Here is a 24,249-nt window from a genome sequence, read left to right as displayed (position 1 = left end):
AAACCGCGCCGACGCACGAGGAACAGCATGTCGACACAGATGGGTGAGCTCGGTTCGGTCTCCCGTTCCTCCTCCTGGCGCACGCCGGCGATCATTATTCTCTGCGGCTGCGCGATCGGGATGCTCGGCTTCGGCCCGCGCTCGGCGCTGGGCTTCTTCGTGCAGCCGATGAGTCATGAATATGCCTGGGGCCGCGACGTGTTCGGCCTCGCGATTGCCTTTCAGAATTTGCTGTGGGGACTGGGCCAACCCGTCGCCGGTGCGGTCGCCGATCGCTTCGGCCTGTTCCGGGTGATGTGCGTCGGCGCTCTGCTCTATGCCGGCGGCTTGCTCCTGATGCGCTATTCCTCGACGCCGCTGTCCCTCAACATCGGCGCTGGCGTCATGGTCGGCTTCGGTCTCGCCGGCTGCTCGTTCAATCTGGTGCTGTCAGCCTTTACCAAGCTCTTGCCGGCCGAGAAGCGCGGCCTTGCGCTCGGCGCCGGCACTGCGGCGGGATCGTTCGGGCAATTCCTGTTCGCGCCGATCGGTGTGGCCCTGATCGACAATTTCGGCTGGCAGCAGGCGCTCACCGTGTTCGGCTTCCTGATGCTGCTGATCATCCCGCTGGCGCTGGCGCTCTCGACGCCGCCGGTCGCAAGCACCGCAAACGCGCCGCCTGCGGACCAGCAGACCTTCGCCAAAGCGCTCGCGGAAGCCTTCGGCCATCGCTCCTACGTGCTGCTGGTGCTCGGCTTCTTCACCTGCGGCTTCCAGCTTGCCTTCATCACGGTGCATCTGCCGGCCTTTCTGGTCGACAGCGGCATCTCCACGCAAATCGGCGGCTGGGTGATCGCCGCGATCGGCCTGTTCAACATCATGGGATCGCTGAGCGTCGGCTATCTCCAGAACAGCCTGCCCAAGCGCTACATCCTCTCGACCATTTATTTAACGCGCGCGCTTGCGACGCTTGCCTTCATCTCGTTCCCGATCACGCCGTTCTCGGCGATTGCGTTCGGCGCGGTCTCCGGCCTGACCTGGCTGTCGACCGTCCCGCCGACCTCGGCGCTGGTCGCGATTATGTTCGGCACGCGCTGGTTCGCCACCCTCTATGGCTTCGCCTTCGTCAGCCATCAGGTCGGCGGCTTCCTCGGCGTCTGGCTCGGCGGCATCGTGTTCGAGCGGTTCGGTTCCTACACGCCGATCTGGTGGCTCTCGATCCTGTTCGGCGTGCTCTCGGCGCTGATCAATCTTCCGATCGTGGAGAAACCGGTCCAGCGGGCGGTTGCGCAGCCTGCCTGATCGGCTAAACATCCCCTGAAACAAGTCAGGGAGTTTTGCTGTGGCGACGTTCAAGGCGATCCGGATTGACAAGGCGGACAAGGGCACCACCGCGCAGCTCACGCAGTTCGACGAAGCCGAGCTGATGGAGGGCGACGTAACCGTCCGCGTGGAATGGTCGACCTTGAACTACAAGGACGGCCTTGCGCTCACCGGCAAGGCGCCGGTGGTGCGCCGCTTCCCGATGATTGCCGGCATCGATTTCGCCGGCACGGTCGAGCAGTCCTCGCATCCGCAATGGAAGGCGGGCGACAAGGTCGTCTGCACCGGCTGGGGCATGGGCGAGACGCATCTCGGGGCCTATGCCGAGAAGGCGCGGGTGAAAGGCGACTGGCTGGTCGCTCTTCCGCAGGGCCTGTCGGCGCGCGACGCCATGGCGATCGGCACCGCCGGCTTCACCGCGATGCTGTCCGTGCTTGCGCTGGAGAAGCACGGAGTATCGCCGAAGAGCGGTCCGGTCGTGGTGACGGGCGCGGCGGGCGGCGTCGGCTCGGTTGCGACCGCCGTGCTCTCAAAGCTCGGCTATCACGTCATCGCGTCCACCGGCCGTGCGTCCGAAGCGGACTATCTGAAAGAGATCGGCGCGACGGAGGTGATCGACCGCAACGAATTGTCGGCGGCCGCCAAGCCCATTGCGAGGGAGCGCTGGGCGGGTGGCGTCGACAGCGTCGGCTCGACCACGCTCGCAAACCTGCTGTCGATGACGAAGTACGGCGGCGCGATCGCGGCGTGCGGCTTGGCTGCCGGCATGGACCTGCCGTCTTCCGTCGCTCCCTTCATTTTGCGCGGGGTGTGCCTCTCTCGGCATCGATTCCGTGATGTGTCCGATCGAGCCGCGGAAAGCCGCCTGGCAGCGCCTGGCGTCCGATCTGGATCGGACAAAACTAGCTGAAATTACTCACGAAATTTCGCTTTCCGACGTTCCGGAGTGGGGCGCGAAAATCCTGGCCGGCCAGGTCCGCGGTCGCACCGTTGTCAAAATTGTCTAACGGCGTTCAGACTTTACCAACCATGCTGCTTCAATGTCGCCATGGTTAGTATGGTAAGCAGCGGGTAAAGAGATAAGGCATAGCCCGCTGCGGGGTTGGTTCGGAGTTGAGCATGCTTGCGCGTATTGTGTTGGGGGCGGTCACGGCGGTAGCGACGCTTGCGCCGGCCATTGCTGGAAGCATGAACGCCGATGAGGCGCGCCGCTTCGTCGCCGGGAAGGTGTTTGCTTTCACCTGCTTTGACGGCACCCGCGGCGCTGGCCGCATCATGGACGACCTCGGCGCCGCCGGCGCCGTGCAGTTCTCGGGTGCAGGTCCGGTGAAACATCTCCGCCTGCCCGGCAACACGCTTCAGATCCGCGGCCAGAACGTCTGCGCCTCCATCAAGGGCATTCCGTTCGAGCCCTGTTTCAACCTTGAAAAGACCGACGATCGCAGTTTCCGCGGCTCGGTATCGGGGATGGGCTTCGCCTATTGCGACTTCCATCATCAGGGCGGCAACCAGATGCTGATGGCGCGCGCCGTGGCGCGGCCGCGCTCGCTGCGCACTTCGGAACACACGGGTTCGGTCGGCACGCCCAACACCGAAGTCGCCGCGCGTGTCGAGACCCCGCGCGTCGAGAGTAGCCGGCTCGAGCCGGTGAAGCCGCAAGTCAAATCGGAGCCCGCCAGGGACGAGGCCCCGCTGGAGCTGCGCCGCTCCACCCAGTGAGTTGGTGCGCGGGACAGTCCGCGCACTTTGTCGTTGAGAGCTGCCATCAGACACGAAGCCGCCGCGCCGTAGTCATACGGACGGCGGCTTTCATGCGTTGGTAGCTGTTCGCGCCCCAGTTTGCGTACGGCCGGGGGCGCGGCCCGATAAAAGGGTTCAACGATGTCGCTGTACTTCTTCCGTATCAGCACGGGCCGCTATTCCGGTGCTGCCGACCAGCCATATGAGTTCGAGGACCGCGCCGCGGCCTGGACCGAGATGACCGAAGTCTGTGCCAATCTGCTCGGCGGCATCTCGCGCAGCCTGAAGCCGAACGCCGAATGGCGCATGGAGCTGCTCGACGAGAACAAGGAGCCGGTGTTCCGGATTAGCCTGATCGGCGAGGGCCAAAAGGCCCTTGGTCGCACTGGTTAGAAATCGGGCATCCTACCGCCGCGTGTGGTTAACCTGTTAAGCGCGCAGACCGTGCCGTTTTTCAAGGGATTTTCCGGTAAGTCCGGTATTTGTCCGGGGGCGATCGTTAACCGGATCACCACACCTGAAGCTCAGTTTTTAGGCAAGGGCGATCAACGCCGAGGGCGGCCGACAATGACTTGGCCGCGCAACCCGGGAAACGCCCTCATGTCGAGACTCATCCAGAATCTGCAAATCGGTACCAAGCTCGCGCTCGCTTCGGCGTTCGGCGTTATTCTCGTCGGCGCCATGATCGCGAGCCAGGTTATGGGCAACAACACCGTGCGTCATTCCAACCAGGCAGCGATTGCGCAGCAGGAATTGGTGCGCGAGGCCACCGAAGCCAAGCTTGGGATACGCGGCTTGCAACTCGCCGTACGGGACATGCGTCTCGCCAACAATCAGGGTGACTTGCAAAAGGCGAGCGAGCTTCTGCTGGAGCGGTCGAAGCACTGAACGGCGTTGTCGATGCCATGCTCAGGTTGTCGCACGCCCCGGAAAACCGCGCGCGGATGGAGAAGCTCAAGTCTACGTCGGCCGATTACCTGAAGGGCGCGCAGCAGAACGCCTCTGTTCGCAGCGAGGCCATTGCGGTTGCGGCCACGGACCCCGTCCGCGCCGCCAAGATTTCCGAGGAAGGCGCGCGCCAGATCCGCGAGGTGACGCTGCCGCTTGCCACACAGCTGGACAATTTGACCAGCGAGATTGCCGATTTCGCCAAGCACAAGAGCGATGAAGAAATCGCTGCCGCGAGCCAGGAGATGGCCGCGAGCGAGCGTCTCGGCATGGTGGTCGGTGCGTGCGCCGTGCTCGTCCTCATCGGTTCGTGGTTGATGTCCTTCCTGACCATCGCGCGGCCGATCCGCGCGCTCACGGTTGCCATGGACAAGCTCGCTGGTGGTGACTTCTCTGTTGTCCTGCCGGGTCTCGGCCGCAAGGACGAGGTCGGCGGCGTTGCCGGTGCCGTCGAGAAATTCAAGATCGTGTCGGAGCAGAAGGCGCGCGAAGAAGCGGAAGCCAAGATGCGACAGGACCAGGTGGCGGCCGAGCAGCGCAAGGCCGATATGCGCAGGCTTGCCGACAGTTTCGAAGGCGCCGTCGGCGAGATCGTCGATACGGTGTCGTCGGCCGCGACAGAGCTCGAGGCTTCGGCCTCGACGTTGACCTCGACGGCGGAGCGGGCACAGGAGTTGACGATAGTGGTGGCCGCAGCCTCGGAGGAAGCCTCGACCAACGTGCAGTCGGTCGCGTCGGCCACGGAGGAGCTGTCGTCCTCGATCACCGAGATCAGCCGCCAGGTGCAGGAATCGGCGCGGGTCGCGAGCGAGGCGGTTACCCAGGCCCGAACCACGACCGACCGTGTCGGCGAATTGTCCAAGGCGGCGGCGCGCATTGGAGACGTGGTCGAGCTGATCAACACGATCGCCGGCCAGACCAATCTACTGGCACTCAATGCCACGATCGAGGCGGCACGCGCCGGCGAGGCCGGTCGCGGCTTTGCCGTGGTGGCTTCCGAAGTGAAGGCGCTCGCCGAGCAGACCGCGAAGGCGACCGGCGAAATCGGCCAGCAGATTTCGGGCATCCAGGCGGCGACGCAGGACTCGGTCGCCGCCATCAGCGCCATCAGCAACACCATTGAAAAGCTGTCCGAGATATCGTCCACGATCGCTGCGGCCGTCGAGGAGCAGGGCGCGGCGACGCAGGAGATCTCGCGCAACGTGCAGCAGGCGGCCGAAGGCACCCATCAGGTCTCGTCCAACATCACCGACGTGCAGCGCGGTGCAGGCGAAACCGGCTCGGCATCGTCGCAGGTGCTGGCAGCCGCGCAGTCGCTGTCCGGCGACAGCAACCGCCTCAAGCTTGAGGTCGGCAAATTCCTCGATTCCGTGCGGGCTGCCTAAGAACCTCGTTCCAGACAGTTAGAGAGACGCCCTGCCTCTCTCAGGCGGGGCGTTTTTGCATCTGATCGTCGCCGCGAACGTCTCGCGCATGCCTTCGGCGAACATCGGCTGCAAAAGCAAATGGCGGCGACCTCCAGCTGAAATTTACAACTTGCTCGCGAAATTATCTCTTCCATTTCAATTATTTGGGCTGAAATCTCGGTATTTCTCCGGGCCCTCCCGTTAACCAGAATGCGAAACTCGAGGAGTAGATTCTCCGGCAAGGGCGATCAACGTCCATGCAGCCGGCAAGGACTTGGCTGCGTGTTTCCTTTGGGGGAAACTTAGCATGTTGAGCCCTGCTCATCATCAGCAGGTCCGAACTCAGGCCGCCAGCGCGTGGAGTCGGCTTGGAAATGTTCGGATCGGCACGATCTTGCCGATCATCATCTCTGCCCTGGTCTTGCTGGGGTTGGCCTCGGCTGGATTCATCGCCTATGAGGCCATCCTCAAGAGGCGAGAGTCCGAGGCATTCCTGAAGGTCAATGCAGTTGCCCATCTGCTGCTGCGCAGCGCAGGACATTGGGCGATTGAACGCGGGCTGACCAACGCCGTGCTGAAGTCTCCTGATGTCGTCAGCCCCGAGCGCCGTGCCGAAATCGCCAAGGCGCGCGCGACGGCCGACGAGGCCTTTCTCCAAGCCGCCCTCAATATCAGCGCGATTCCCGAAATGACGGCGGGGCAAAGACAGATTGCGGACGCCGCGGCGAAATTTGAGGCGCTGCGTCTCTTGCGTGAGAAGGCCGATGCGGGAATGTCGCGCCCGCGCGTCGAACGCGAGCCTGACCTCGTAGATGGCTTCGCGCCGACAATTACGGAGGTGATCGACGTCGCGAGCAACCGCTTGCGGCTGACGCTCGAAACGCTCACCAGCCCGCCCGTGGCAAGGCTGGCTCAGCTCATCGGCTTGCGACATCTGACAGCTCAGATGGCCGAGAATGCCGGAAGGGAGCGGGCCCTGCTGGCTGGGGTCGTCGGTGCGCGCGCGAAGCTCGGGATGGAGGGCTATGAGCGCCTTTCGGCGCTGCGAGCCAAGGTCGAACTCGCATGGGACACGGTTTTGCCGGTGCGGCTGCGCTCCGACCTCGCCGTGCAGATCGGCGAGGCGATGACGGAGGTCGAGAAGTCCTATTTTGGAGCCTACGGCGAAACGCGGGCAATTGTGCTCGCCGGTGGCGAAGGCGGGGACTACAAGATCACCGGACCCGAATACTTCACGCGGGCTACTGCCGGCATCAATGCGGTGCTGAAGCTCGGTGAAGCCATTGGCGCGGCCGCTGACCGCGAAGCCACGATGCAGGCAGAAGGCAGCACTCGTAATTTCGCTTTCACGGCCGTGTTGCTCTGCGCCTCGGTGATGCTCGCTGGCCTCAGTTTCTGGATCACCTTTGGCCGGATCCTCAAGCCGCTATCAGCCATTTCGGTTGCGATGGGTGGGCTCGCCAATGGCGACTTCACGACAGTCGTGCCAGGCACCCGCCGAGGTGACGAGGTCGGCGAGATGGCGCGGACCGTCGAAGTCTTCAAGCAAAACGGCCTCGAAGTCGAACGCATGCGCGGCGATCACGCTGCGGCCGAGCGGCGGGCAGACGAGCAGCGCAAGGCGGATATGCGGAAGCTGGCCGACGGCTTCGAAGCCGCCATCGGGGAGATTGTCGATACCGTGTCCTCGGCAGCGACCGAACTCGAAGCCTCGGCGTCGACGCTCACATCGACCGCGGAGCGCGGGCAACAGCTCACGACCATGGTTGCTGCGGCCTCCGAGGAGGCGTCGACCAACGTGCAGGCGGTGGCGTCGGCGACCGAGGAGCTATCGTCCTCTATCACCGAGATCAGCAGGCAGGTGCAGGAATCGGCCCGCGTGGCCAACGAAGCTGTCGGCCAGGCGCGTGTCACCACCGAGCGTGTCAGCGAATTGTCCAGGGCGGCGACGCGGATCGGCGACGTGGTCGAGCTGATCAACACCATCGCGGGTCAGACCAATCTCCTGGCGCTCAACGCGACCATCGAGGCCGCGCGCGCCGGCGAAGCCGGTCGTGGCTTTGCCGTGGTGGCTTCCGAAGTGAAGGCGCTGGCGGAGCAGACCGCGAAGGCGACCGGCGAAATCGGCCAGCAGATTTCCGGCATTCAGGCGGCGACGCAGGACTCGGTCGCCGCCATCAGCGCCATCAGCAACACCATTGAAAAGCTGTCCGAGATATCGTCCACGATCGCTGCGGCCGTCGAGGAGCAGGGCGCGGCGACGCAGGAGATCTCGCGCAACGTGCAGCAGGCGGCCGAAGGCACTCATCAGGTCTCGTCCAACATCACCGACGTGCAGCGCGGTGCAGGCGAAACCGGCTCGGCATCGTCGCAGGTGCTGGCAGCCGCGCAGTCGCTGTCCGGCGACAGCAACCGCCTCAAGCTCGAGGTCGGCAAGTTCCTCGACACCGTGCGCGCCGCCTGACGGGCGCATATCATGAGAGAACTGCAACCGCCGCGCGTAGAAGCGCGGCGTTTGCGCGCGTGCATATTGCGGAGCCGCGACGAAGACCGCGCAGGGTTAACCTTCCGGAAAACCGATGCAGTCATGATGCCCGCAATATTCCGGGCGCTGAGTCGCCCTCCCGTATTGCGTATCGACGTATTGGAGCACACTCATGAGCGGCCTTTCCATCCGTCTCACCCACAAGGTCATGGCGATCGGACTTTTCGGTCTCGTCGGCCTCGTCGCTTTTGGCTCGATCTACCAGATCGGCAGCCTCTCCCAGGATGCCTCCCGTGCCGTCGCCAACCGCGCTCGCGCGATCGCTGACCTCGACAAGCAGCTCTCCATCGAGATGCTGGAGGCCCGCCGCAACGAGAAGAACTTTCAGCAGCGCCGCAACGAGAGCTACGCCAAGGCCCATGCCGAATTGATCGGGCCGATCAATCGCGATTTCGACGAGGTGGAGCGGCTGATGTCGGCCGGCGGCTTGGGCGCGCTGTCCGACCGGATGAAGCAGGCCCAGGACGGCTTCAAGCGATACGCGTCGGACTTCGGCGCATTGGTCGCCGCGGAGACCCGGCTCGGCCTAAACGAGACTCTGGGCCTCTCCGGCTCGCTCCGCGCCGCCGTGCACGACATCGAGGCCAAGCTCAAGGAGATCGACGATCCCAGGTCCACCAGCTGGATGCTGATGATGCGCCGGCACGAGAAGGACTTCATGCTGCGGCGCGACCCAAAATACATCGCCGAGATGAAGAAGGCCGCAGTCGAGTTCTCCAAGGCGATAGAGGTCGTCGCAATCCCTACGGTAGTGATGAACGACATCACAGCCAAGCTGCAGAAATACCAGTCCGAGTTCACGGCGTGGGTGGAGACGGCGCAGCAAACTGCGGCCCTCGACGCCAGCATGATGAAAACGTTCCGTGGGTTAGAACCGGGCATGATCGAGGTGCGCAATACAGTCGAAGACCTCTACAGGAAGGCCGACGTCGCGGAAGCTGCGACCCGCGATGCCGTGCGCATGTGGATGATGGTCGCCTTCGGCGTTACCGTCGTCGTGCTCGCCGCGGTCGGCTTCCTTCTGGGGCGTTCGATCTCGAAGTCGCTTGCCGGCATGGTCGGTGCGATGACGCGGCTTGCGCGCGGCGAGCTTTCGATTTCCGTCCCCGGCGTCGGGCGCAGGGACGAGATCGGCGAGATGGCCGGCGCCGTCGAGGTGTTCAGGACCAGCATGGCGGAGGCCGAGCGGCTGCGCATCGAGCAGATCGAGGCCGAGGCGCGCGGGCACCAGCAGCGCAAGGCCGACATGCACCGGCTCGCGGATAATTTCGAAGGCGCGGTTGGCGAGATCATCGATACTGTTTCGTCGGCTGCAACCGAGCTCGAAGCATCTTCGAACACGCTGACGCAGGCCGCCGAGCGCGGCAACGGGCTTGCCACCGTCGTGGCGGCCGCCTCCGAAGAGGCCTCCGCGAACGTGCAGTCGGTGTCTTCAGCGAGCGAGGAAATGACCTCCTCGATCTCCGAGATCAGCCGCCAGGTGCAGGAATCGGCGCGTGTCGCCGATGTCGCGGTCGAGCAGGCCCAGCGCACCAATGCGCGCGTCGCCGAGCTGACCAAGGCCGCCTCCCGCATCGGCGACGTGGTCGAGCTGATCAACACCATCGCCAGCCAGACCAATCTGCTGGCGCTGAATGCAACGATCGAGGCGGCGCGGGCGGGCGAAGCCGGCAAGGGCTTTGCCGTGGTCGCGACCGAAGTGAAGGCGCTCGCCGAGCAGACTGCGAAAGCGACCGGCGAGATCAGCCAGCACATCGGTGCGATCCAGACCGCGACGCAAGACTCGGTCGGTGCGATCAAGGAGATTGGCGACACCATCGCACGGATGTCGGAGATCTCGTCGACCATCGCCGCCGCGGTCGAGGAGCAGGGCGCCGCTACCCAGGAGATCTCCCGCAACATCCAGCACGCCGCGCACGGCACCTCGGAAGTCTCGGCAAATATCGGCGACGTTCAGCGCGGCGCAGGCGAAACCGGGGCCGCCTCGGCGCAGGTGCATTCGGCTGCGCAATCGCTGTCGCAGGAGAGCAACCGGCTGAAGAGCGAGGTCGCGCGCTTCCTTGAATCGGTACGGGCGGCGTGACAGCCGCTGCCGCGTTGGTCGCTTGTTGCGGCGCAAGCGGACCGGCTGCGCGTGGCAGCATGAGGTGGCTGCGAGCTGCAACAGATGGTTGCAAGAGAAATTGCGACTGTCGGAAGTGTCCCGTAATTTTACGTAGGTCCCTGTTAACGCCTACTTGCGACTATAGGTGCAATCTCACGGGATAAGAACCAGCCAGCATTGTTGAACTGACCTCCGTCTCGCCATCTTCGTGGCGATTTGCGGCGCAGGTGGTTTGCGTGAACATCGGGATTTGTCGTGATGTCGAAATTGTCCATCGTCTTCAAGCTTCTGGCCGTGCTGTCGATCCTCGTCCTTTCGCTCGCCGGTGTCGGCGTGACGGCGATCGGCACCATGCAGAACATCAATTCCCATACGGTCGAGATCGCGGAGAGCTGGCTGCCCAGCGTGCGCGCGCTCGGCTCGCTTCGCGCCGACATCAACGAGCTGCGCGTCGCGCTGCGTCTGCATCTGATGCAGGACAGCGTTGAGGGGAAGGACGCCGCCGAGAAGCGCCTCGCCTCGCTCCGGGCGCGTATCGACCAGACGCGCAAGGTCTACGAGCCGCTGATCACCTTCGCCGAAGAGCGCTCGCTCTATGGGCAATGGAGCACGGCGTGGGCCGAGTATCTGAACGGCGTGCAGGACGTGATGGCGCTGTCGCGCAAGAATGTCGGCCGCTTCCCGGCCGACGCCAACGAGCTACTGCAGACCAAGGTTGCGAAGATGGCCCAGGCCGCTGACCCCCTGCTTCAGAAGGGCATCGAGCTCAACAACCGCGGCGCCGAGCTTGAGACGAAGCAGGCCGCCGATAGCTACGCGATGATCTTCCGCGTGCTGGTCGGCATCATCGTGCTCTCGGTCGTGATCGCGATCGGCGCCGCCTATTATCTCGTGCGCGACGTTTCTCGTGGCATTGCCTCAATCATCCGCCCGATGCAGTCGCTCGGCGAGGGCGACCTTTCGGCCGAGGTGCCGCATCGCGGCGAGAAGACCGAGATCGGATCGATGGCGGATGCACTGCAGATCTTCAAGGAGGCGCTGATCGCCAAGAAGGCCGCCGACGAGGCCGCTGCGCGCGATGCCGAAGCCAAGATCGAACGCGGCCGCCGTGTCGACGCCATCACCCGCAAATTCGAAGCCATGATCGGCGAGGTGGTCGGGACCGTGTCCTCGGCCTCGACCGAGCTCGAGGCCTCCGCCTCGACGCTGACCAACACCGCGCAGCGCGGACAGGAACTCGCGACCGTCGTCGCGGCCGCCTCCGAGGAAGCCTCGACCAACGTCCAGGCGGTGGCATCCGCTTCGGAGGAGCTGTCGTCCTCCATCACCGAGATCAGCCGCCGAGTGCAGGACTCGGCGCGAATGGCCGCTGAGGCCGTCGAGCAGGCGACGCGGACCAACGACCGCGTCAATGCGCTGTCGCAGGCCGCCTCCCGCATCGGCGATGTCGTCGAGCTCATCAACACCATCGCGGGCCAGACCAATCTGCTGGCGCTGAATGCGACCATCGAGGCCGCACGTGCCGGCGAAGCGGGCCGCGGATTCGCGGTCGTCGCGTCCGAGGTCAAGGCATTGGCCGAGCAGACTGCGAAAGCAACGGGCGAGATCGGGGCGCAGGTCGCGGGCATCCAGGCGGCGACGCAGGAATCGGTCAGTGCCATCCAGGAGATCGGCGGCACCATCGAGCGGCTGTCCGAGGTGGCTGCAGCCATTGCCGCTGCCGTCGAGGAGCAGGGCGCCGCCACGCAGGAAATCTCGCGTAACGTGCAGCAGGCCTCGGTCGGCACGCAGGAGGTCTCGTCGAACATCACCAACGTGCAGCGCGGCGCGATCGAGACTGGCGAGGCTTCCACCGAGGTACTGTCGGCGGCGAAATCGCTGGCGACGGACAGCACCCGTCTCAAGGTCGAGGTCGCGCAATTCCTGGAATCGGTTCGCGCGGCCTGATCCTCAAATGCTCGTCTGCGGAGCCGGCGGCGGTGCGACCTGCCGCCGGAACAGGATGCGCTGGTAGAGCCAGCCGATCGCGACCAGCACGATGCCGAGGCACATGAACGACAGCGCGCGGTAGACGCCCGTCAGCGTCGACATGTCGATGACGAACGCCTTCAGGATCGTCAACGCGATCACGACGGCCGATGCCAGCCGCGCCCGCTCGGAATTGACGAGAATGCCGACGCCGAGCAGCACCACGCCGAAGCCGAGCCAGCCGATCGAATAGGTATATTGCTCGGCGCCCGTCGTCGCCCCGGCGGAGAGGATCGGGCCGTGATAGAAACGGCGGATCTCCAGCGTGACATAGGCAAGCGCAAACAGCAGCGCGCCGCCCGCAATCGTGTTGGCGTAGGCCTTGCCGCGTTCGCCAACCACGGCATAGGACAGCAGCAGCATCAACACCGCTGGCAGTGCGTAGCCGAGCAGCAGCAGGTTGAACACGGCGCCGCCAACGTCAGTGCGCCACAGCAGCGGGTTCTCCAGGATCAGGAGGCCGAACACACCGACGAGCCCGCCGATCACCGTGAGCACGACCGCGCCGACATTGTGCACGATGCTGCGGCTGCGCTGCCGCAGACGCTCCAGCCCGATCGCCATGGCGAGCGCGACGCAGGCCTGCAGCGCGCATTCGAGCAGCAACGGTGCCGACGTCACGTCGCCGCCGGTCGCAAAATGGCGGATCTCCATGAAGGCAAGCAGCGCGGTGAACAGGATCGCGGCGCTCTCGACCATGCGCAGCGGGGCGTCGTCGGCGCGTCGGCGCAGGAACAGGCTCGCCGCCCAGAACGATGCCGCCGGCAGTCCGTAGCCCCACAACAGCCAGTTGAAGATCGGCGTGGTTCCGACGGCGTCGCCGACGATGCGGGGGTCATAGCCGATCCGTGCGGTGACGAGGCCTGCGAAGATCGCGGCCAGCCAGCGCAGGAACGGGATCGGCCGCTGCATCGAGATCCAGGCGGTGCCGAGCGACATCAGCGCGAGTGCTATCGTGAGCCAGCCCTTCTCCAGCGCAAATGTCAGCGCCAGCGCCAGCGCACCGAGCGTGCCGGTCGCGAACAAGGCCGTGGAGATCATGGCGCCCGGCCGGGTCTCGCGGCGCGCCAGCGCCTCGGTGGCAGCGCCGAAGGCGGCGGCGAGCAGCACCGCGAGGATGGCGAACGGAATCGAGCGGTCGAGATGCGCGATGCGTGCGTAGAGCGCGACCAGGATCGCGATCGGCGTCGCGACAGCCGCGACCGACCACACCACTGGAATGATCGCCGAGTTCGAACGGCCCTGCGCGAGAAAGCCCGCGATGCCGAAGCCGGCGGCGAAGATCGCCGCCATCACCAGATGCAGCGTCACCGCGCTATCGGTCGCCGTCGGTGCTATGCCGGCGATGGGGCCGCCCGGCAGCACCAGCATGTCGGGATTGGCGCGCACCGCCCATTCGGCGAACACGACGAAGACGGTCGCGGCGGCTGCGCCGAGCGCGCCGGTGGCCGCCGGCGCGCGCCAAGCGACAAGCAGCGTCGCGCCGACCAGTAGCGCGAAGGCGATCAGCGCCAGGTCCACATGCGCGCTCGACAGCACGATCAGCATCGCGCCGAACAGATAGGCACCGAGCGAGCCCGACGAGACCGGTTCGATCTCGCCGTCCTCGATCGTCGGGCCGAACATGAAGCCGCAGACCACGAGAAGAGCGGCAAGAACGAAGCCTGCGATCACATGGAAAGCGTGCGGCGCGACCTGCAAGTCGCTGGTATCGAGCCCCGGGAAGATCCAGAGTACGGCGAAGGCGATGGTGGTGACTGCAAGCCAGCGCCACAACCGGATACGGGCGAGGCCGAAGCTCGCGGCGGTGACGATCGCGAGATAGATGTAGAGCGCCCAATAGTCCGGCTTGCCGCTGGAGACGAGGATCGGCGTCACGAACGCGCCGACCACGCCGAGGCCCGCGAGCGCGGGCCCGTGCAAGAGCGCCGCGGCCAGCGTGCCGAGCGCAACGAGGCCGAGCAGCACGAAGGCGGTCGCGGGGACGAGGAAGCCATAGAGCGCGTAAGCCGCGTAGATGGTCGCAAATGCCACCGCCGTACCGGCAGCGGTGAGGATCGCGGGAATGTTGGCGATCGGCAGCGCGGCGATATTGGAGATGCTCTCCTTGCGGCGTGACCATTCGCCGGCCCCGAGCAGCGCCAGCGCGAATACGCCGCCAAGGAACACGCGCACGCCGGGGCCGACGAGGCCGGCCTCGATCGAATAGCGCACCATGAAGAAGCCGCCGAGCGCGAGCGCAAGGCCGCCGATCCACACCACCCAGCGCGTGCCGAGCCGTTCCTCGAAGCCGGGCGCGGGTGCGGGCAGCGGCGGCGCGTCGGCCTCGGTGTTCGCTGCGAGCGGTGGCGGCGAAACATCCTCGGTGACGAGCGGGGGCGGCGCCTCGGCTCCCGGTTCGGCTTGGGGCACAAGTGGCGGCGGCGCTGCGGAAGTCGTCGCGGACGCTTCAGCCCACACATCTGCCGGGATCCGCGGCGGCTGCACGGGCCGTTGCGCGTGGAACGTCTCTTCGAGCGAGCTTAGCCGTCGTCGCAGCTCAGACGCTTGGCTGGAGGCCTTAATCGCGATGATGAAAGCGATGACCGCAATGATCAGCGCGAAGACGTCAAACGGGCCGTCAGACATAAAGCCTCCAGGCAATCGGCGGGCAGGGGCCGATCACACATATATCGGGTTAGCGCCGGGAGCGTACGCGCAAGCCCGGCGCGGGCCGCTCCTGGAGCACGTCGCGACGGAAGCGGTAGAGCGCCGCCGGACGTCCGCCCGTCTGTGTCGACATCACCCCGGTCGGTTCGACCAGGGCTTCCATTTCGACCAGGCGGCGGAAATTTTGTTTGTGCAGGTGTCGGCCGGAGATCGCCTCCACCGTATACTGCAATTCGGTGAGTGTGAACTCGGCGGGCAAAAGTTCAAAGACCACAGGACGATACTTCAGTTTGGCACGCAGTCGCGCGATCGCTGTCGCAAGAATCCGGCGGTGGTCGAAGCGCATGGATGTGCCGAGCGCGGACAGGGCCTTGCGCGCTAATGCCGCAGGGCGGCCGTCGCGCCGTGCTTCCTCGACCAGCCCGGCCTCATACAGGAGCTCGTAGCGGTCGAGCACGCGCTCCTCGTCCCAGGACGCGCCGTCCAGACCGAAATAGAACCGCACCCGATCCTTGCGCGGCAATGCGCGCGTCGTCTCCGGCGTCTCCTCTTCGGCCCACTCGGTCAATGCCGGGATGATATCGTCCGCGATGATCGCGGGCGGGCCCTCTCGCCGGTCCTCCCAAGGCAGGAAGCGATACCATGGCGCGAAGCTCGCACTCGTGGCTGCCAGTTCGCCGCCGATGGCGCGCGTCAGTGCGAGATAGCCGATCGACACCATGTGCGCGCCGGTGTCGCCGGCCTCGGCATGCCGGCCGCGATCGCCAAACGTGTAGAGCTGTTCGACATAGCCGAGCCGCAGCCCCGTCTGTTCCTCGACCCAGGCCCGCAGGCCGATCTCGAAAGTGCGATGGCTCGGCGCATCGAACGGGCCGAACGGCAGGCCCGCCAGTCCGTCACTGTCGCGCGCGGTGAGGATCAGCGGCTCGTGATCCTCGATCGCGACGATCGCGGCAGTCAGGCCGATCTCGATCGGCGTCAGCAGCTTTTCGCTCATGCGATGGCGATCGCAACTGTCATTCGAGCTCGATCACGAAGGGGCGGCCCTCGACCATCATCGCGCCCGGGCCCATCTCGTCGAGTGCGCGCAGCATGCGGCCGTTGCGGCCCAGCGCACGGTCGGCAAGGCCGACGATGCGGCGGTTCGGCGAGGCGATCGGGGAAGCTGCCCGGATCTTCTTCGCGATCTCGGTCTCGTCGCGATCCGGATTGAGTGCGCACACGGCGGCAAAGGCGCTCGCGGTGGAGCGGCTGATGCCAGCATAGCAATGCACCACCAGCGGCGCGTCGCGGTCCCAGCCGCGCACGAAGTTCAGCACCTGCTCGATATGCGTTTCCGATGGCGCGACGAAGCCGTCCATCTCCTCGGTGATGTCGTCCATCGATACCTTGAGATGGTTGGCCGGCAGCACCGACACCGGCCGGGCCACCTGCTCGACATTGGCCATCACGGTCAGCACGTGGCTGGCCTTGGTGAGGCGGACGGTTTCGGGAAGGGCGGCGAGAGAACAGACATGGATCATGGCGGACCTTTTTCCGCGGATTATAGCGAGCGTTGGCGGGGTGGGCAAAGCGAAGCGTACCCACCACTTTCGTCTCATTGCGCAAAATCAGTGGGGGCGGCGCAAGGGCCCTATTGCCCGCCCTGCAGGACCTACGCAAATACGGCGCCAAACCGCTCCAGAAACTGCTTCTCGGCCCGGGCAGCCGTCCAGGGGGTGAGATAGTCGCGCCGGACGCTGTCGGACAGGCCGGGGTCCTTGCCGAACAGGCGCTTGGCCTCGCTTTCACTGAATCCGGCAAGCGCGGTCGCCTCCAGATAGGCCGCGCCATGATCCGCTGCCTTGATCGCCAGCGTGATATCGTCCGGCAGCACCGGCGGCAGGCCAAAGCGGATGTGGATGGCGCCGAGAAGGCGTTTCTCGACCGCTTTGTAATGACCGTCGAGCACGGCCTTGAACGGTGAAATCATGTCGCCGATCACATATTCGGGCGCGTCATGCAGCAGCGCGGCAAGCCGCATGCGCTGATCCACGCGGGGGTTCTCGTGCCGCATCACGGTTTCGACCAGCAGCGTATGCTGCGCGACCGAGAAGATGTGTGCGCCGATGGTTTGGCCATTCCAGCGGGCGACACGCGCCAGCCCATGCGCGACGTCGGCAATCTCGATGTCGAGTGGCGAGGGATCGAGCAAATCGAGCCGCCGGCCCGACAGCATGCGCTGCCAGGCACGAGACGCCACATCGCGTGACGATTTCCTGGCCGTCATTTGGCTTTGAGGCGCGGCTTGCGCTGCGACTTGCCGCAGCTCGCGTGACAATGGCAGTCGACGAGATGATCGTTGACCATGCCGGTCGCCTCCATGAAGGCATAGACGATGGTCGGGCCGACGAACTTGAAGCCGCGCGAGGACAGCTCCTTGGAGATCTGCATGGAGAGCGGCGTCGAGGCCGGCACGCTCGCGGTGGTCTTGAAATGATTGACCTTGGGCTTTCCGTCCATGAAGTCCCACAGGAATCTCGAGAAGCCGGGGCCCTTCTCCATGATGTCGAGATAGGATTTCGCGCTCGATATCGCGCCGTCGATCTTGGCCTTGTTGCGCACGATGCCGGCATCGTTCATCAGCGCGTGAACTTTCTTCTCGTTGTAGCGTGCGATCTTTTCCGGCTGGAAATCGTCGAAGGCTTTGCGGAAATTGTCGCGCTTGCGCAGGATCGTGATCCAGGACAGGCCGGCCTGGAAACCGTCGAGGATCAGCTTCTCATAGAGCGCGCGGTCGTCGTATTCCGGCACGCCCCATTCGGTGTCGTGATAGGCGACGTAGAGCGGATCTTCGCCGGGCCAGGGGCAACGCGTCTTTCCGTCGGGATGCAGGCGGGGAGCACGGCTCATGCGATGGGTTGCTTCGTTGGAATGCGCACGACGTCTGGTTCCGCAAGCCTCACAGCGAGGCCACCGGCAGTCAGCGCCTGTCCTGCATCGAGCGCATCAGCGACGCGGTCGATGCGCACCAGCGCGATACCCTTGCCCTGCGCCGACGAGCCCATCGTGCCGACCGGCTTGTCGCCGGCGAGAACGCTGACGCCGGGCTCGGGCGAGGAGTCCTCGAGCAGCACCTTGACGCTACGGGTGCGCGCGGTGCCGCGATGCTGCATGCGCGAGACGACCTCCTGGCCGACATAGCAGCCCTTGTCGAAATCGACGCCGGAAAGGCGGTCCATGTTGGTCTCGTGCGGGAACGCATCGCTGTACGTGAAATCGAGCCCGCCGCGCGGCACGCCGAGCGCGATGCGGTGGGCCTCGTAGGCGGCGGCGTCGACCATCTCGGCGCCGATCAGATCGGACAGCTTCTGTTTGAGATCTTCGGGAATCAGGATGCGGGTGCCGAGGTCCTCATTGCGCGGATCGGTGAAGGCGAGGTCGGGCTGGGCCGCGGGCTTGCCGCCCCAGGCCGCGAGCACGCCGAGATCCTCAGACAGCTTTTCCACCGTGACCTTGGCGCGCAGCTTGTAGAATTTCAGCTTGGTGGCGAGGCCGTCGGCAAGCGGCTTCGGGCAATCGATCAGGAACCCGCCGCCATGGCCGGCAGGTGCTTCCGTGATCAGGAAATCCACAATGATCTTGCCCTGCGGCGTCAGCAGCGCGCCGAATCGGCCCAGGCCCGGTTTCAGCTTGTCGACATCGGTCGTGACGAGGCCATTGAGGAAGTTGCGCGCATCCTCGCCCGCGACCTTGATCACGCCCCGGTCCGGAAGAAACGCTGATTTCATACGAAAATCTCTTGCGACATGTTGCTCTGGAACGTAAGCCCGCAAGGCAAAAACGACAAGACCTCAAGCCCTGCGCTTGGGGACGAGAGAGGCCTTCAGCCATGACCCAGCGTTTCGACGGGATCCTCAAGGGCGGCACTGTCGTCAACCAGGACGGCGAGGGAGCCCGCGATATCGGCGTCGTCAACGGTCGCATTGCCGAGATCGGCGCGCTGTCGCAGGCTTCCGCCGCCGAGGTGATCGACTGCAAGGGCCTGCACATCCTGCCCGGCGTGATGGACACCCAGGTGCATTTCCGCGAGCCCGGGCTGGAGCAGAAGGAAGACCTCGAGACCGGCTCGCGCAGCGCCGTGATGGGCGGCGTCACCGCCGTGTTCGAGATGCCGAACACCTCGCCATTGACCGTGACCGAGGCCACCTTCACCGACAAGGTGAAGCGCGCCCATCACCGCATGCATTGCGACTTCGCCTTCTTCATCGGCGGCACCCGCGAGAATGTGCAGGATCTGCCGGTGTTGGAGCGGGCGCCAGGTTGCGCCGGCGTCAAAGTGTTCATCGGCTCCTCGACCGGCGCGCTCTTGGTGGAGGACGACGAGAGCCTGCGCCGCATCTTCCAGGTGATCCGCCGCCGCGCCGCGTTCCACGCCGAGGACGAATACCGTCTTAATGAACGCAAGCCGCTGCGCATCGAGGGCGACACGCGTTCGCACCCGGTGTGGCGCGACGAGACCGCGGCGCTGATGGCGACGCAGCGGCTGGTCAAGCTCGCGCACGAGACCGGCAAGCGCATCCACGTGCTGCACATCTCGACCAAGGAAGAGATCGAATTTTTGCGCGACCACAAGGATGTCGCGTCCTGCGAGGCGACGCCGCATCATCTCACGCTGGTCGCGCCCGAATGCTACGAGCGGCTCGGCACGCTGGCGCAGATGAACCCGCCCGTGCGCGGCGCCGATCACCGCGCCGGGATCTGGCGCGGCATCGAGCAGGGCATCATCGACGTGCTCGGCTCGGACCACGCCCCGCATACGCTTGAAGAGAAACAGAAGACCTATCCGGCCTCGCCCTCCGGTATGACCGGTGTGCAGACGCTGGTGCCGCTCATGCTCGACCACGTCAATGCCGGCCGGCTGTCGTTGGCAAGGTTCGTCGATCTCACCAGCGCCGGCCCCGCGCGCCTCTACAATATGGCCTGCAAGGGCCGCATCGCCGCCGGCTATGACGCCGACTTCACTGTCGTCGATCTCAAGCGCAGCGAGACCATCACCAACAAATGGGTCGCGTCCAAGGCCGGCTGGACCCCCTATGACGGCGTCCGCGTCACCGGCTGGCCCGTCGGCACCTTCGTCCGCGGCCGCCGCGTGATGTGGCAGGGCGAGCTGGTGACGGCCTCGCAAGGTGAGCCGGTGCGGTTTCTGGAGACGTTGAAGCAGTAGGGATTGCAGGTAAGCGGCACAAACTTCCCACATACCCGGTGTCGTCCTGGCGAAAGCCAGGACCCATTATCCCGACTGCATTTTGTTGCGAAGATGAGTGGCTACACGTGTGCGCCACAATTTGATCTTGTGGTAATGGGTCCTGGCTTTCGCCAGGACGACGCTGAGGGAGGAATGAATGTCCCAACCAACACCCCTCATCACCACCGAGCAACTCGCAGCCCAGCTCGGCGATCCCAACCTGCGCCTCTACGACTGCACGACCTACAACGAGCCGGTGCCGCCGGGCAGCGACGTGCCCTATCGCGCGGTGCCCGGCGACAAGACGTTCGAGGCGGGCCACATCCCGGGCGCCGATTTTCTCGATCTGCAAGGCGAGTTCTCTGACTTCTCCGCGCAGCAATTCTTCATGATGCCTGATGTGGCCCAGTTGGAGGCCGCCTTCGGCCGCCACGGCCTCGATGCATCCAAGTCGGTCGTCCTCTACAGCATCGGCACCATGATGTGGTCGACGCGGTTCTGGTGGATGCTGCGCTCGCTCGGCGTCGACGCGCGGGTGCTCGATGGCGGCCTCGACAAATGGAAGGACGAGGGACGGCCGGTCGTAATAGGCGCCCCGAAGGGCTATCCGGCCACGATCTTCAAGGCCACACCGCGCGCGGATTTCTTCGTCGACAAGAATACAGTGAAGGCACGGCTCGGCGATCCCACGACTGTTATCGTCAACGCGCTCGGTCCACAATTTCATCGCGGCCTCGAGCCGAGTCGCTACGGGCGGCCCGGCCGCATTCCCGGCAGCGTCAACGTATCAGCGGCAACGCTCGTCAATGCCGACAAGACTCTGACCTCGCTCGCCGATGCCGAAGCCAAATTCGCCGCGGCAGGCGTCACCCGCGACAAGCATTTGATCTGCTATTGTGGCGGCGGCATCTCGGCGACGATCGACCTGCTGTTGCTGACGCAGCTCGGTTACGACAGGCTGACGCTGTACGATGCCTCGATGGGCGAGTGGGCGAGGGATCCGGCGCTCCCGATCGAGACGGATTAGGCCTTCGGGGGAGGCTAGAAAGTTGGGAACCTTTCCCTTGGGGCGGCATCCAATGTCCGGACGAAGCCAATCGAGCAGGTGACCGCCATGCCACGGACCGCAGCCGGCCTATCCGCCGGCGCCAAAACATCGGAAATCCGGACCTTGGAAGCCGAACTGGTCAAGCGGGCGCGGGGCCGTGACGAGGCCGCGTTGCGCGAGATCATGCAGGCCAACAATCGCAGGCTCTATCGTCTGGCGCGCGGAATTCTGCGCAGCGACAGCGAAGCCGAGGATGTCGTTCAGGAAACCTATGTCCGCGCCTTCACCCATCTCGACGGCTTCCGCGGCGAGTCCGGGCTATCGACCTGGCTGTCGCGCATCGCCATCAACGAGGCGCTTGGCCGGGCGCGAAGCGCCAGGCCGCATGTCGAACTCGGCTCGGTGCCTGAAGCGATGCTCGAGGCGCAAATCATCAAATTTCCCGCTTCTCCCGCAGGCGATCCGGAAAGGACCATGGCCCAACGTGAAATCCAGCGCGTCGTCGAGCGCGCCATCGATGAATTACCGGATGTCTTCCGCATGGTCTTCGTCGCACGCGTCATGGAAGGCATGAACATCGAGGAGACCGCCGAACTGCTCGGCGTCAAGCCCGAAACCGTGAAGACGCGGCTGCACCGTGCGCGGACCATGCTGCGCGAGAACGTCGAGAAGGAGATCGGTCCGGTGGTGATGGATGCGTTCCCGTTCGCCGGGTGGCGCTGCGAGCGGCTGACCGTGTCAGTGCTGAAGCGGCTCGGCATCGGCGGCTGAAGTTTTTCGGGAACGTTCGCGCGAGAATTCCATCCAACGCCTGTGAAGCAACGCGCCGGCAAAGCGTCCGGCACCACAGGAGTGTCAAACCATGTTCGTTCGTTGGAGCGCGGCGATCGCCGCTGCAATTTTGTTGTCGAGCCCTGCGCTGCTGCAAGACGCCAGAGCAGCCGACAAGCCGACCGATCCGCAGATCGCCCACATCGCCTACACCGCAGGCGTGATCGACATCAACGCAGCCAAGCAGGCGCAGAAGAAGGCCAAGAACAAGGACGTGAAGGCATTTGCCGAGGACATGCTGCGCGACCATGAGGCCGTCAACAAGCAGGCGCTCGCGCTGGTCAAGAAGCTGAACGTCACGCCTGAAGACAACGACACCAGCAAGGCGCTGTCAAAGCAGGCGAGCGATAAGCTCGCCGAACTCGACAAGCTAAATGGTGCGGCCTTCGACAAGGCCTATGTCGCAAACGAGGTCGCCTACCACAAGACGGTCAACGGCGCGCTGGAAACCCAGCTCATTCCATCCGCCAGCAATGCCGAGCTGAAGAGCCTGCTGCAGACCGGCCTGAAAATCTTCCAGGGGCATCAGCAGCATGCCGAGCATGTCGCGGCGGAGCTGAAATAGGGAGGCAATGATGCCGGGACGATTGTTTGCGATCGTGTCAGCGGTCCTGCTCGTGGCGTTGGCCGTCCCGGCGCACGCTGCGACCATCGAGATCACGATGGAGAATCTCGAAGTGTCGCCGAAAGACGCTTCGGCCAAGGTCGGCGACACCATTGAATGGATCAACAAGGACGTCTTCGCCCACACCGCGACTGCCAAGAACGGCGATTTCGACGTCAACCTGCCTGCGAAAAAATCAGGGACGTTGGTTCTCAAGAAGGCAGGCACGGTCGATTATTACTGCCGCTATCATCCCAACATGAAAGCGACGCTCAAGATCGAGCCGTAACCGCTGGGGAGCGTATTCCTGACGGCAGCGGAAACTGGCCCCGCCCGCGTGGCGGGGGCATTTTCGGCAAGGCTTACTGCCTCGAGGAAGACTTACTGTCTGGAAATGTCGACCGAGAATTCGCCGTTGCGGATGCGGCCGGGAAAGCCTTCGACGAACTTCGCCACCGCGTCCTCGCCATAGGTGCCGACGAGCTCGGCAAGGGCCGCAAACAGGCTCGCCTGCGCCAGGCAGTCGCCGTCGACGCCATCATGGCGCGCTTCGGCCCAGGCCTCATTGAGATAGCTCAGTGCGGCCTGCTTCTGCTCGTGATCGGGCAGCGGCGCGCGTGCGGGGGCGTAGGACACTGGATGGCTCATGAAACTCGATCAGGGCTGGGGCGCGATCCACGGCGATGCGCTGTGCGAGAGGTGTAGCACGCGCGTTAACGCCCGCTAGGCCACATCTTTAGGAACGGTTAACGGCTGTGTACAAACTCGACGACGGGGTTCCCCGCCGCGCGTCCGACAGCCCAATCCTCATGGTGAGGAGCGCGTTCTTCGCGCGCGTCTCGAACCATGCAGGCCCCGCTAGAGCCGGGCCTTTCATCCTTCGAGACGCCCGCTTTGGCGGGCTCCTCAGGATGAGGAATTTGCGTTGCAGGATGAAGCCGACAGGAATCAGTTCGCGTAACGCGCCGTGAGATCGCGCGAGATCTTCGCGCCTTCCTCGATGTAGCGGCGGATCGCCACCGTCGCGGCCGGCGTGCAGCTCCGGTAGGTCTGCTGGAAACCGTTATAGCCGCGGTTGAAGCCGGCGATCATGCGGGTGCGGCGTTCGCCCGCGGGGGTTTCGGCATCGATCAGCGCCTGCATCTCGCTGCGCCATTTGTTGCCCTCGTTGGACCCGCAGATGCCGCGCAGATAGTGCAGCCCACCGAGGATCTCCGCCAGCCGCTGCAAATCGCCGTCAAACGGCGCTGCCCCGTCCTGAGCCCTCGTGGGCACCGAGGCACAGGCGAGAATCAGGGCAAAAATGGCCAGAAATCGCGTCGACATCGGCCGGGTGTATGCCTCCTCGGGGCGGTGGACGCAAGGCGGGGGGCTGTCAGGGGCCGATCAGCCGGTGGGCCGACTGGATGACCTCTTCCAGCCCGCCGGTCAGCTTGAGGTCGCCAAGGCCCGCTAGGGCCTCCGGGGCGATCCAGCGGTAGTCGTCGAGCTCGTCGTTGAGAACCGGCTCCCGGGCCACCCATCGGGCAGCAAAGGACATGATCAGGTAGTGGCCGGCGCCGGCCGCGGCCGGGAGCACTTCGCGCCAGCCCGCGAGGCCGATGATGTCGATATCGAGCCCGGTCTCCTCGTCGATCTCGCGCGCCAGCGCCTGGTGCAGCGATTCGCCGAACTCGACCCGACCGCCCGGCAGCGAATAGAACCCCTTTGCCGGCGAGCGTGCGCGACGGGTCAGAAGCACCTTGCCGTCACGAAAAATCGCGGCACTGACCGCGATTTGGGGACGGGTGGGCTGAACGATCGCAGCCATGACTTCA

At 64.8% G+C, this 24,249-nt stretch carries 20 protein-coding genes and 2 pseudogenes; 13 read left to right on the top strand and 9 right to left on the bottom strand.

The features are described 5' to 3' along the window. The first annotated feature begins 27 nt into the window (after positions 1 to 27). The 8 genes and pseudogenes from IVB48_RS10540 (at position 28) to IVB48_RS10505 (ending at position 11,992) form a co-directional block, all read left to right on the top strand. Positions 28 to 1,281, top strand: a complete 1,254-nt coding sequence (locus IVB48_RS10540) for an MFS transporter (protein ID WP_247399834.1) — start codon at positions 28 to 30, stop codon at positions 1,279 to 1,281. A gap of 40 nt (positions 1,282 to 1,321) precedes the next feature. Then, positions 1,322 to 2,309 (top strand): annotated as a pseudogene (locus tag IVB48_RS10535) (MDR family oxidoreductase). Positions 2,310 to 2,421: 112 nt separating this feature from the next. Continuing rightward, entirely contained in the window at positions 2,422 to 3,021 is a 600-nt protein-coding gene (locus IVB48_RS10530) for a hypothetical protein (protein ID WP_247291162.1), read from the top strand. Between the two features lie 162 nt (positions 3,022 to 3,183). Next, positions 3,184 to 3,435, top strand: coding sequence for a hypothetical protein (locus tag IVB48_RS10525; RefSeq protein WP_247291160.1), 252 nt, complete (start codon positions 3,184 to 3,186; stop codon positions 3,433 to 3,435). 174 nt (positions 3,436 to 3,609) lie between these two features. Then, positions 3,610 to 5,375, top strand: a pseudogene (locus IVB48_RS10520) (methyl-accepting chemotaxis protein). A gap of 328 nt (positions 5,376 to 5,703) precedes the next feature. Then, a complete protein-coding gene (locus IVB48_RS10515; protein WP_247399831.1) occupies positions 5,704 to 7,860 on the top strand; it encodes a methyl-accepting chemotaxis protein in 2,157 nt (718 codons plus the stop codon). 193 nt (positions 7,861 to 8,053) lie between these two features. Next, the gene (locus IVB48_RS10510) at positions 8,054 to 10,024 is read left to right on the top strand and encodes a HAMP domain-containing methyl-accepting chemotaxis protein (RefSeq protein WP_247399829.1); all 1,971 of its coding nucleotides are present in this window, start codon (positions 8,054 to 8,056) and stop codon (positions 10,022 to 10,024) included. A 279-nt stretch (positions 10,025 to 10,303) separates the two neighbouring features. After that, positions 10,304 to 11,992: a methyl-accepting chemotaxis protein gene (locus IVB48_RS10505; protein ID WP_247399827.1), complete on the top strand. Its 1,689-nt coding sequence runs from the start codon at positions 10,304 to 10,306 to the stop codon at positions 11,990 to 11,992. A 3-nt stretch (positions 11,993 to 11,995) separates the two neighbouring features. Here the strand turns inward: IVB48_RS10505 and IVB48_RS10500 are convergent, their stop codons facing one another. The 6 genes from IVB48_RS10500 to IVB48_RS10475 form a co-directional block, all read right to left on the bottom strand. Next, positions 11,996 to 14,701, bottom strand: a complete 2,706-nt coding sequence (locus tag IVB48_RS10500; RefSeq protein WP_247399825.1) for a DUF2339 domain-containing protein — start codon at positions 14,699 to 14,701, stop codon at positions 11,996 to 11,998. A gap of 49 nt (positions 14,702 to 14,750) precedes the next feature. Continuing rightward, a complete protein-coding gene (locus IVB48_RS10495; protein ID WP_027568632.1) occupies positions 14,751 to 15,719 on the bottom strand; it encodes an NAD regulator in 969 nt (322 codons plus the stop codon). A 19-nt stretch (positions 15,720 to 15,738) separates the two neighbouring features. Continuing rightward, positions 15,739 to 16,245 (bottom strand): protein-tyrosine phosphatase family protein, encoded by a 507-nt coding sequence (locus IVB48_RS10490; protein ID WP_027568633.1) that lies wholly within the window; start codon positions 16,243 to 16,245, stop codon positions 15,739 to 15,741. 131 nt (positions 16,246 to 16,376) lie between these two features. Next, positions 16,377 to 16,991 carry an HD family hydrolase gene (locus IVB48_RS10485; RefSeq protein ID WP_247399823.1) on the bottom strand — a complete coding sequence of 205 codons (615 nt, stop codon included), beginning with the start codon at positions 16,989 to 16,991 and terminating at the stop codon, positions 16,377 to 16,379. Further along, a complete protein-coding gene (locus tag IVB48_RS10480; RefSeq protein ID WP_027568635.1) occupies positions 16,988 to 17,614 on the bottom strand; it encodes a DNA-3-methyladenine glycosylase I in 627 nt (208 codons plus the stop codon). Before IVB48_RS10480 ends, IVB48_RS10485 begins: the two co-directional genes overlap by 4 nt. Continuing rightward, complete coding sequence (locus IVB48_RS10475) at positions 17,611 to 18,492, bottom strand: folate-binding protein (protein ID WP_247399821.1); 882 nt, start codon at positions 18,490 to 18,492, stop codon at positions 17,611 to 17,613. Before IVB48_RS10475 ends, IVB48_RS10480 begins: the two co-directional genes overlap by 4 nt. Positions 18,493 to 18,593: 101 nt before the next feature. Here IVB48_RS10475 and IVB48_RS10470 point away from each other — a divergent pair, with 101 nt between their 5' ends. The 5 genes from IVB48_RS10470 to IVB48_RS10450 all read left to right on the top strand — a co-directional run bounded on the left by IVB48_RS10470 (position 18,594) and on the right by IVB48_RS10450 (position 22,721). Continuing rightward, on the top strand, positions 18,594 to 19,928 hold the full coding sequence (locus IVB48_RS10470; RefSeq protein ID WP_247399820.1) for a dihydroorotase: 1,335 nt from the start codon (positions 18,594 to 18,596) through the stop codon (positions 19,926 to 19,928). Positions 19,929 to 20,106: 178 nt separating this feature from the next. Continuing rightward, on the top strand, positions 20,107 to 20,976 hold the full coding sequence (locus tag IVB48_RS10465; RefSeq protein WP_247399819.1) for a sulfurtransferase: 870 nt from the start codon (positions 20,107 to 20,109) through the stop codon (positions 20,974 to 20,976). Positions 20,977 to 21,063: 87 nt separating this feature from the next. Then, on the top strand, positions 21,064 to 21,768 hold the full coding sequence (locus tag IVB48_RS10460) for an RNA polymerase sigma factor (protein WP_247399818.1): 705 nt from the start codon (positions 21,064 to 21,066) through the stop codon (positions 21,766 to 21,768). A 91-nt stretch (positions 21,769 to 21,859) separates the two neighbouring features. Further along, the gene (locus IVB48_RS10455; protein ID WP_247291137.1) at positions 21,860 to 22,393 is read left to right on the top strand and encodes a DUF4142 domain-containing protein; all 534 of its coding nucleotides are present in this window, start codon (positions 21,860 to 21,862) and stop codon (positions 22,391 to 22,393) included. 10 nt (positions 22,394 to 22,403) lie between these two features. Further along, positions 22,404 to 22,721, top strand: coding sequence for a cupredoxin domain-containing protein (locus IVB48_RS10450; protein ID WP_247291135.1), 318 nt, complete (start codon positions 22,404 to 22,406; stop codon positions 22,719 to 22,721). 92 nt (positions 22,722 to 22,813) lie between these two features. Here the strand turns inward: IVB48_RS10450 and IVB48_RS10445 are convergent, their stop codons facing one another. The 3 genes from IVB48_RS10445 to IVB48_RS10435 all read right to left on the bottom strand — a co-directional run bounded on the left by IVB48_RS10445 (position 22,814) and on the right by IVB48_RS10435 (position 24,242). Continuing rightward, on the bottom strand, positions 22,814 to 23,080 hold the full coding sequence (locus IVB48_RS10445; RefSeq protein WP_007594892.1) for a hypothetical protein: 267 nt from the start codon (positions 23,078 to 23,080) through the stop codon (positions 22,814 to 22,816). A gap of 300 nt (positions 23,081 to 23,380) precedes the next feature. Then, on the bottom strand, positions 23,381 to 23,758 hold the full coding sequence (locus tag IVB48_RS10440; RefSeq protein WP_007607220.1) for a TIGR02301 family protein: 378 nt from the start codon (positions 23,756 to 23,758) through the stop codon (positions 23,381 to 23,383). A 49-nt stretch (positions 23,759 to 23,807) separates the two neighbouring features. Further along, positions 23,808 to 24,242 (bottom strand): NUDIX hydrolase, encoded by a 435-nt coding sequence (locus IVB48_RS10435; protein ID WP_247399817.1) that lies wholly within the window; start codon positions 24,240 to 24,242, stop codon positions 23,808 to 23,810. Between the last annotated feature and the right edge of the window lie 7 nt (positions 24,243 to 24,249).

This window comes from Bradyrhizobium sp. 76, from assembly GCF_023073025.1.
GTDB lineage: Bacteria > Pseudomonadota > Alphaproteobacteria > Rhizobiales > Xanthobacteraceae > Bradyrhizobium.
The sequence above is the reverse complement of the archived record's forward strand: the minus strand, read 5'-3'. Positions and strand labels throughout refer to the sequence as shown.

Coding starts and splice junctions, on each gene's coding strand:
- IVB48_RS10540 (WP_247399834.1), top strand. CDS start 28: ATGTCGACACAGATGGGTGAGCTCGGTTCGGTCTCCCGTTCCTCCTCC.
- IVB48_RS10530 (WP_247291162.1), top strand. CDS start 2,422: ATGCTTGCGCGTATTGTGTTGGGGGCGGTCACGGCGGTAGCGACGCTT.
- IVB48_RS10525 (WP_247291160.1), top strand. CDS start 3,184: ATGTCGCTGTACTTCTTCCGTATCAGCACGGGCCGCTATTCCGGTGCT.
- IVB48_RS10515 (WP_247399831.1), top strand. CDS start 5,704: ATGTTGAGCCCTGCTCATCATCAGCAGGTCCGAACTCAGGCCGCCAGC.
- IVB48_RS10510 (WP_247399829.1), top strand. CDS start 8,054: ATGAGCGGCCTTTCCATCCGTCTCACCCACAAGGTCATGGCGATCGGA.
- IVB48_RS10505 (WP_247399827.1), top strand. CDS start 10,304: ATGTCGAAATTGTCCATCGTCTTCAAGCTTCTGGCCGTGCTGTCGATC.
- IVB48_RS10500 (WP_247399825.1), bottom strand. CDS start 14,701: ATGTCTGACGGCCCGTTTGACGTCTTCGCGCTGATCATTGCGGTCATC.
- IVB48_RS10495 (WP_027568632.1), bottom strand. CDS start 15,719: ATGAGCGAAAAGCTGCTGACGCCGATCGAGATCGGCCTGACTGCCGCG.
- IVB48_RS10490 (WP_027568633.1), bottom strand. CDS start 16,245: ATGATCCATGTCTGTTCTCTCGCCGCCCTTCCCGAAACCGTCCGCCTC.
- IVB48_RS10485 (WP_247399823.1), bottom strand. CDS start 16,991: ATGACGGCCAGGAAATCGTCACGCGATGTGGCGTCTCGTGCCTGGCAG.
- IVB48_RS10480 (WP_027568635.1), bottom strand. CDS start 17,614: ATGAGCCGTGCTCCCCGCCTGCATCCCGACGGAAAGACGCGTTGCCCC.
- IVB48_RS10475 (WP_247399821.1), bottom strand. CDS start 18,492: ATGAAATCAGCGTTTCTTCCGGACCGGGGCGTGATCAAGGTCGCGGGC.
- IVB48_RS10470 (WP_247399820.1), top strand. CDS start 18,594: ATGACCCAGCGTTTCGACGGGATCCTCAAGGGCGGCACTGTCGTCAAC.
- IVB48_RS10465 (WP_247399819.1), top strand. CDS start 20,107: ATGTCCCAACCAACACCCCTCATCACCACCGAGCAACTCGCAGCCCAG.
- IVB48_RS10460 (WP_247399818.1), top strand. CDS start 21,064: ATGCCACGGACCGCAGCCGGCCTATCCGCCGGCGCCAAAACATCGGAA.
- IVB48_RS10455 (WP_247291137.1), top strand. CDS start 21,860: ATGTTCGTTCGTTGGAGCGCGGCGATCGCCGCTGCAATTTTGTTGTCG.
- IVB48_RS10450 (WP_247291135.1), top strand. CDS start 22,404: ATGCCGGGACGATTGTTTGCGATCGTGTCAGCGGTCCTGCTCGTGGCG.
- IVB48_RS10445 (WP_007594892.1), bottom strand. CDS start 23,080: ATGAGCCATCCAGTGTCCTACGCCCCCGCACGCGCGCCGCTGCCCGAT.
- IVB48_RS10440 (WP_007607220.1), bottom strand. CDS start 23,758: ATGTCGACGCGATTTCTGGCCATTTTTGCCCTGATTCTCGCCTGTGCC.
- IVB48_RS10435 (WP_247399817.1), bottom strand. CDS start 24,242: ATGGCTGCGATCGTTCAGCCCACCCGTCCCCAAATCGCGGTCAGTGCC.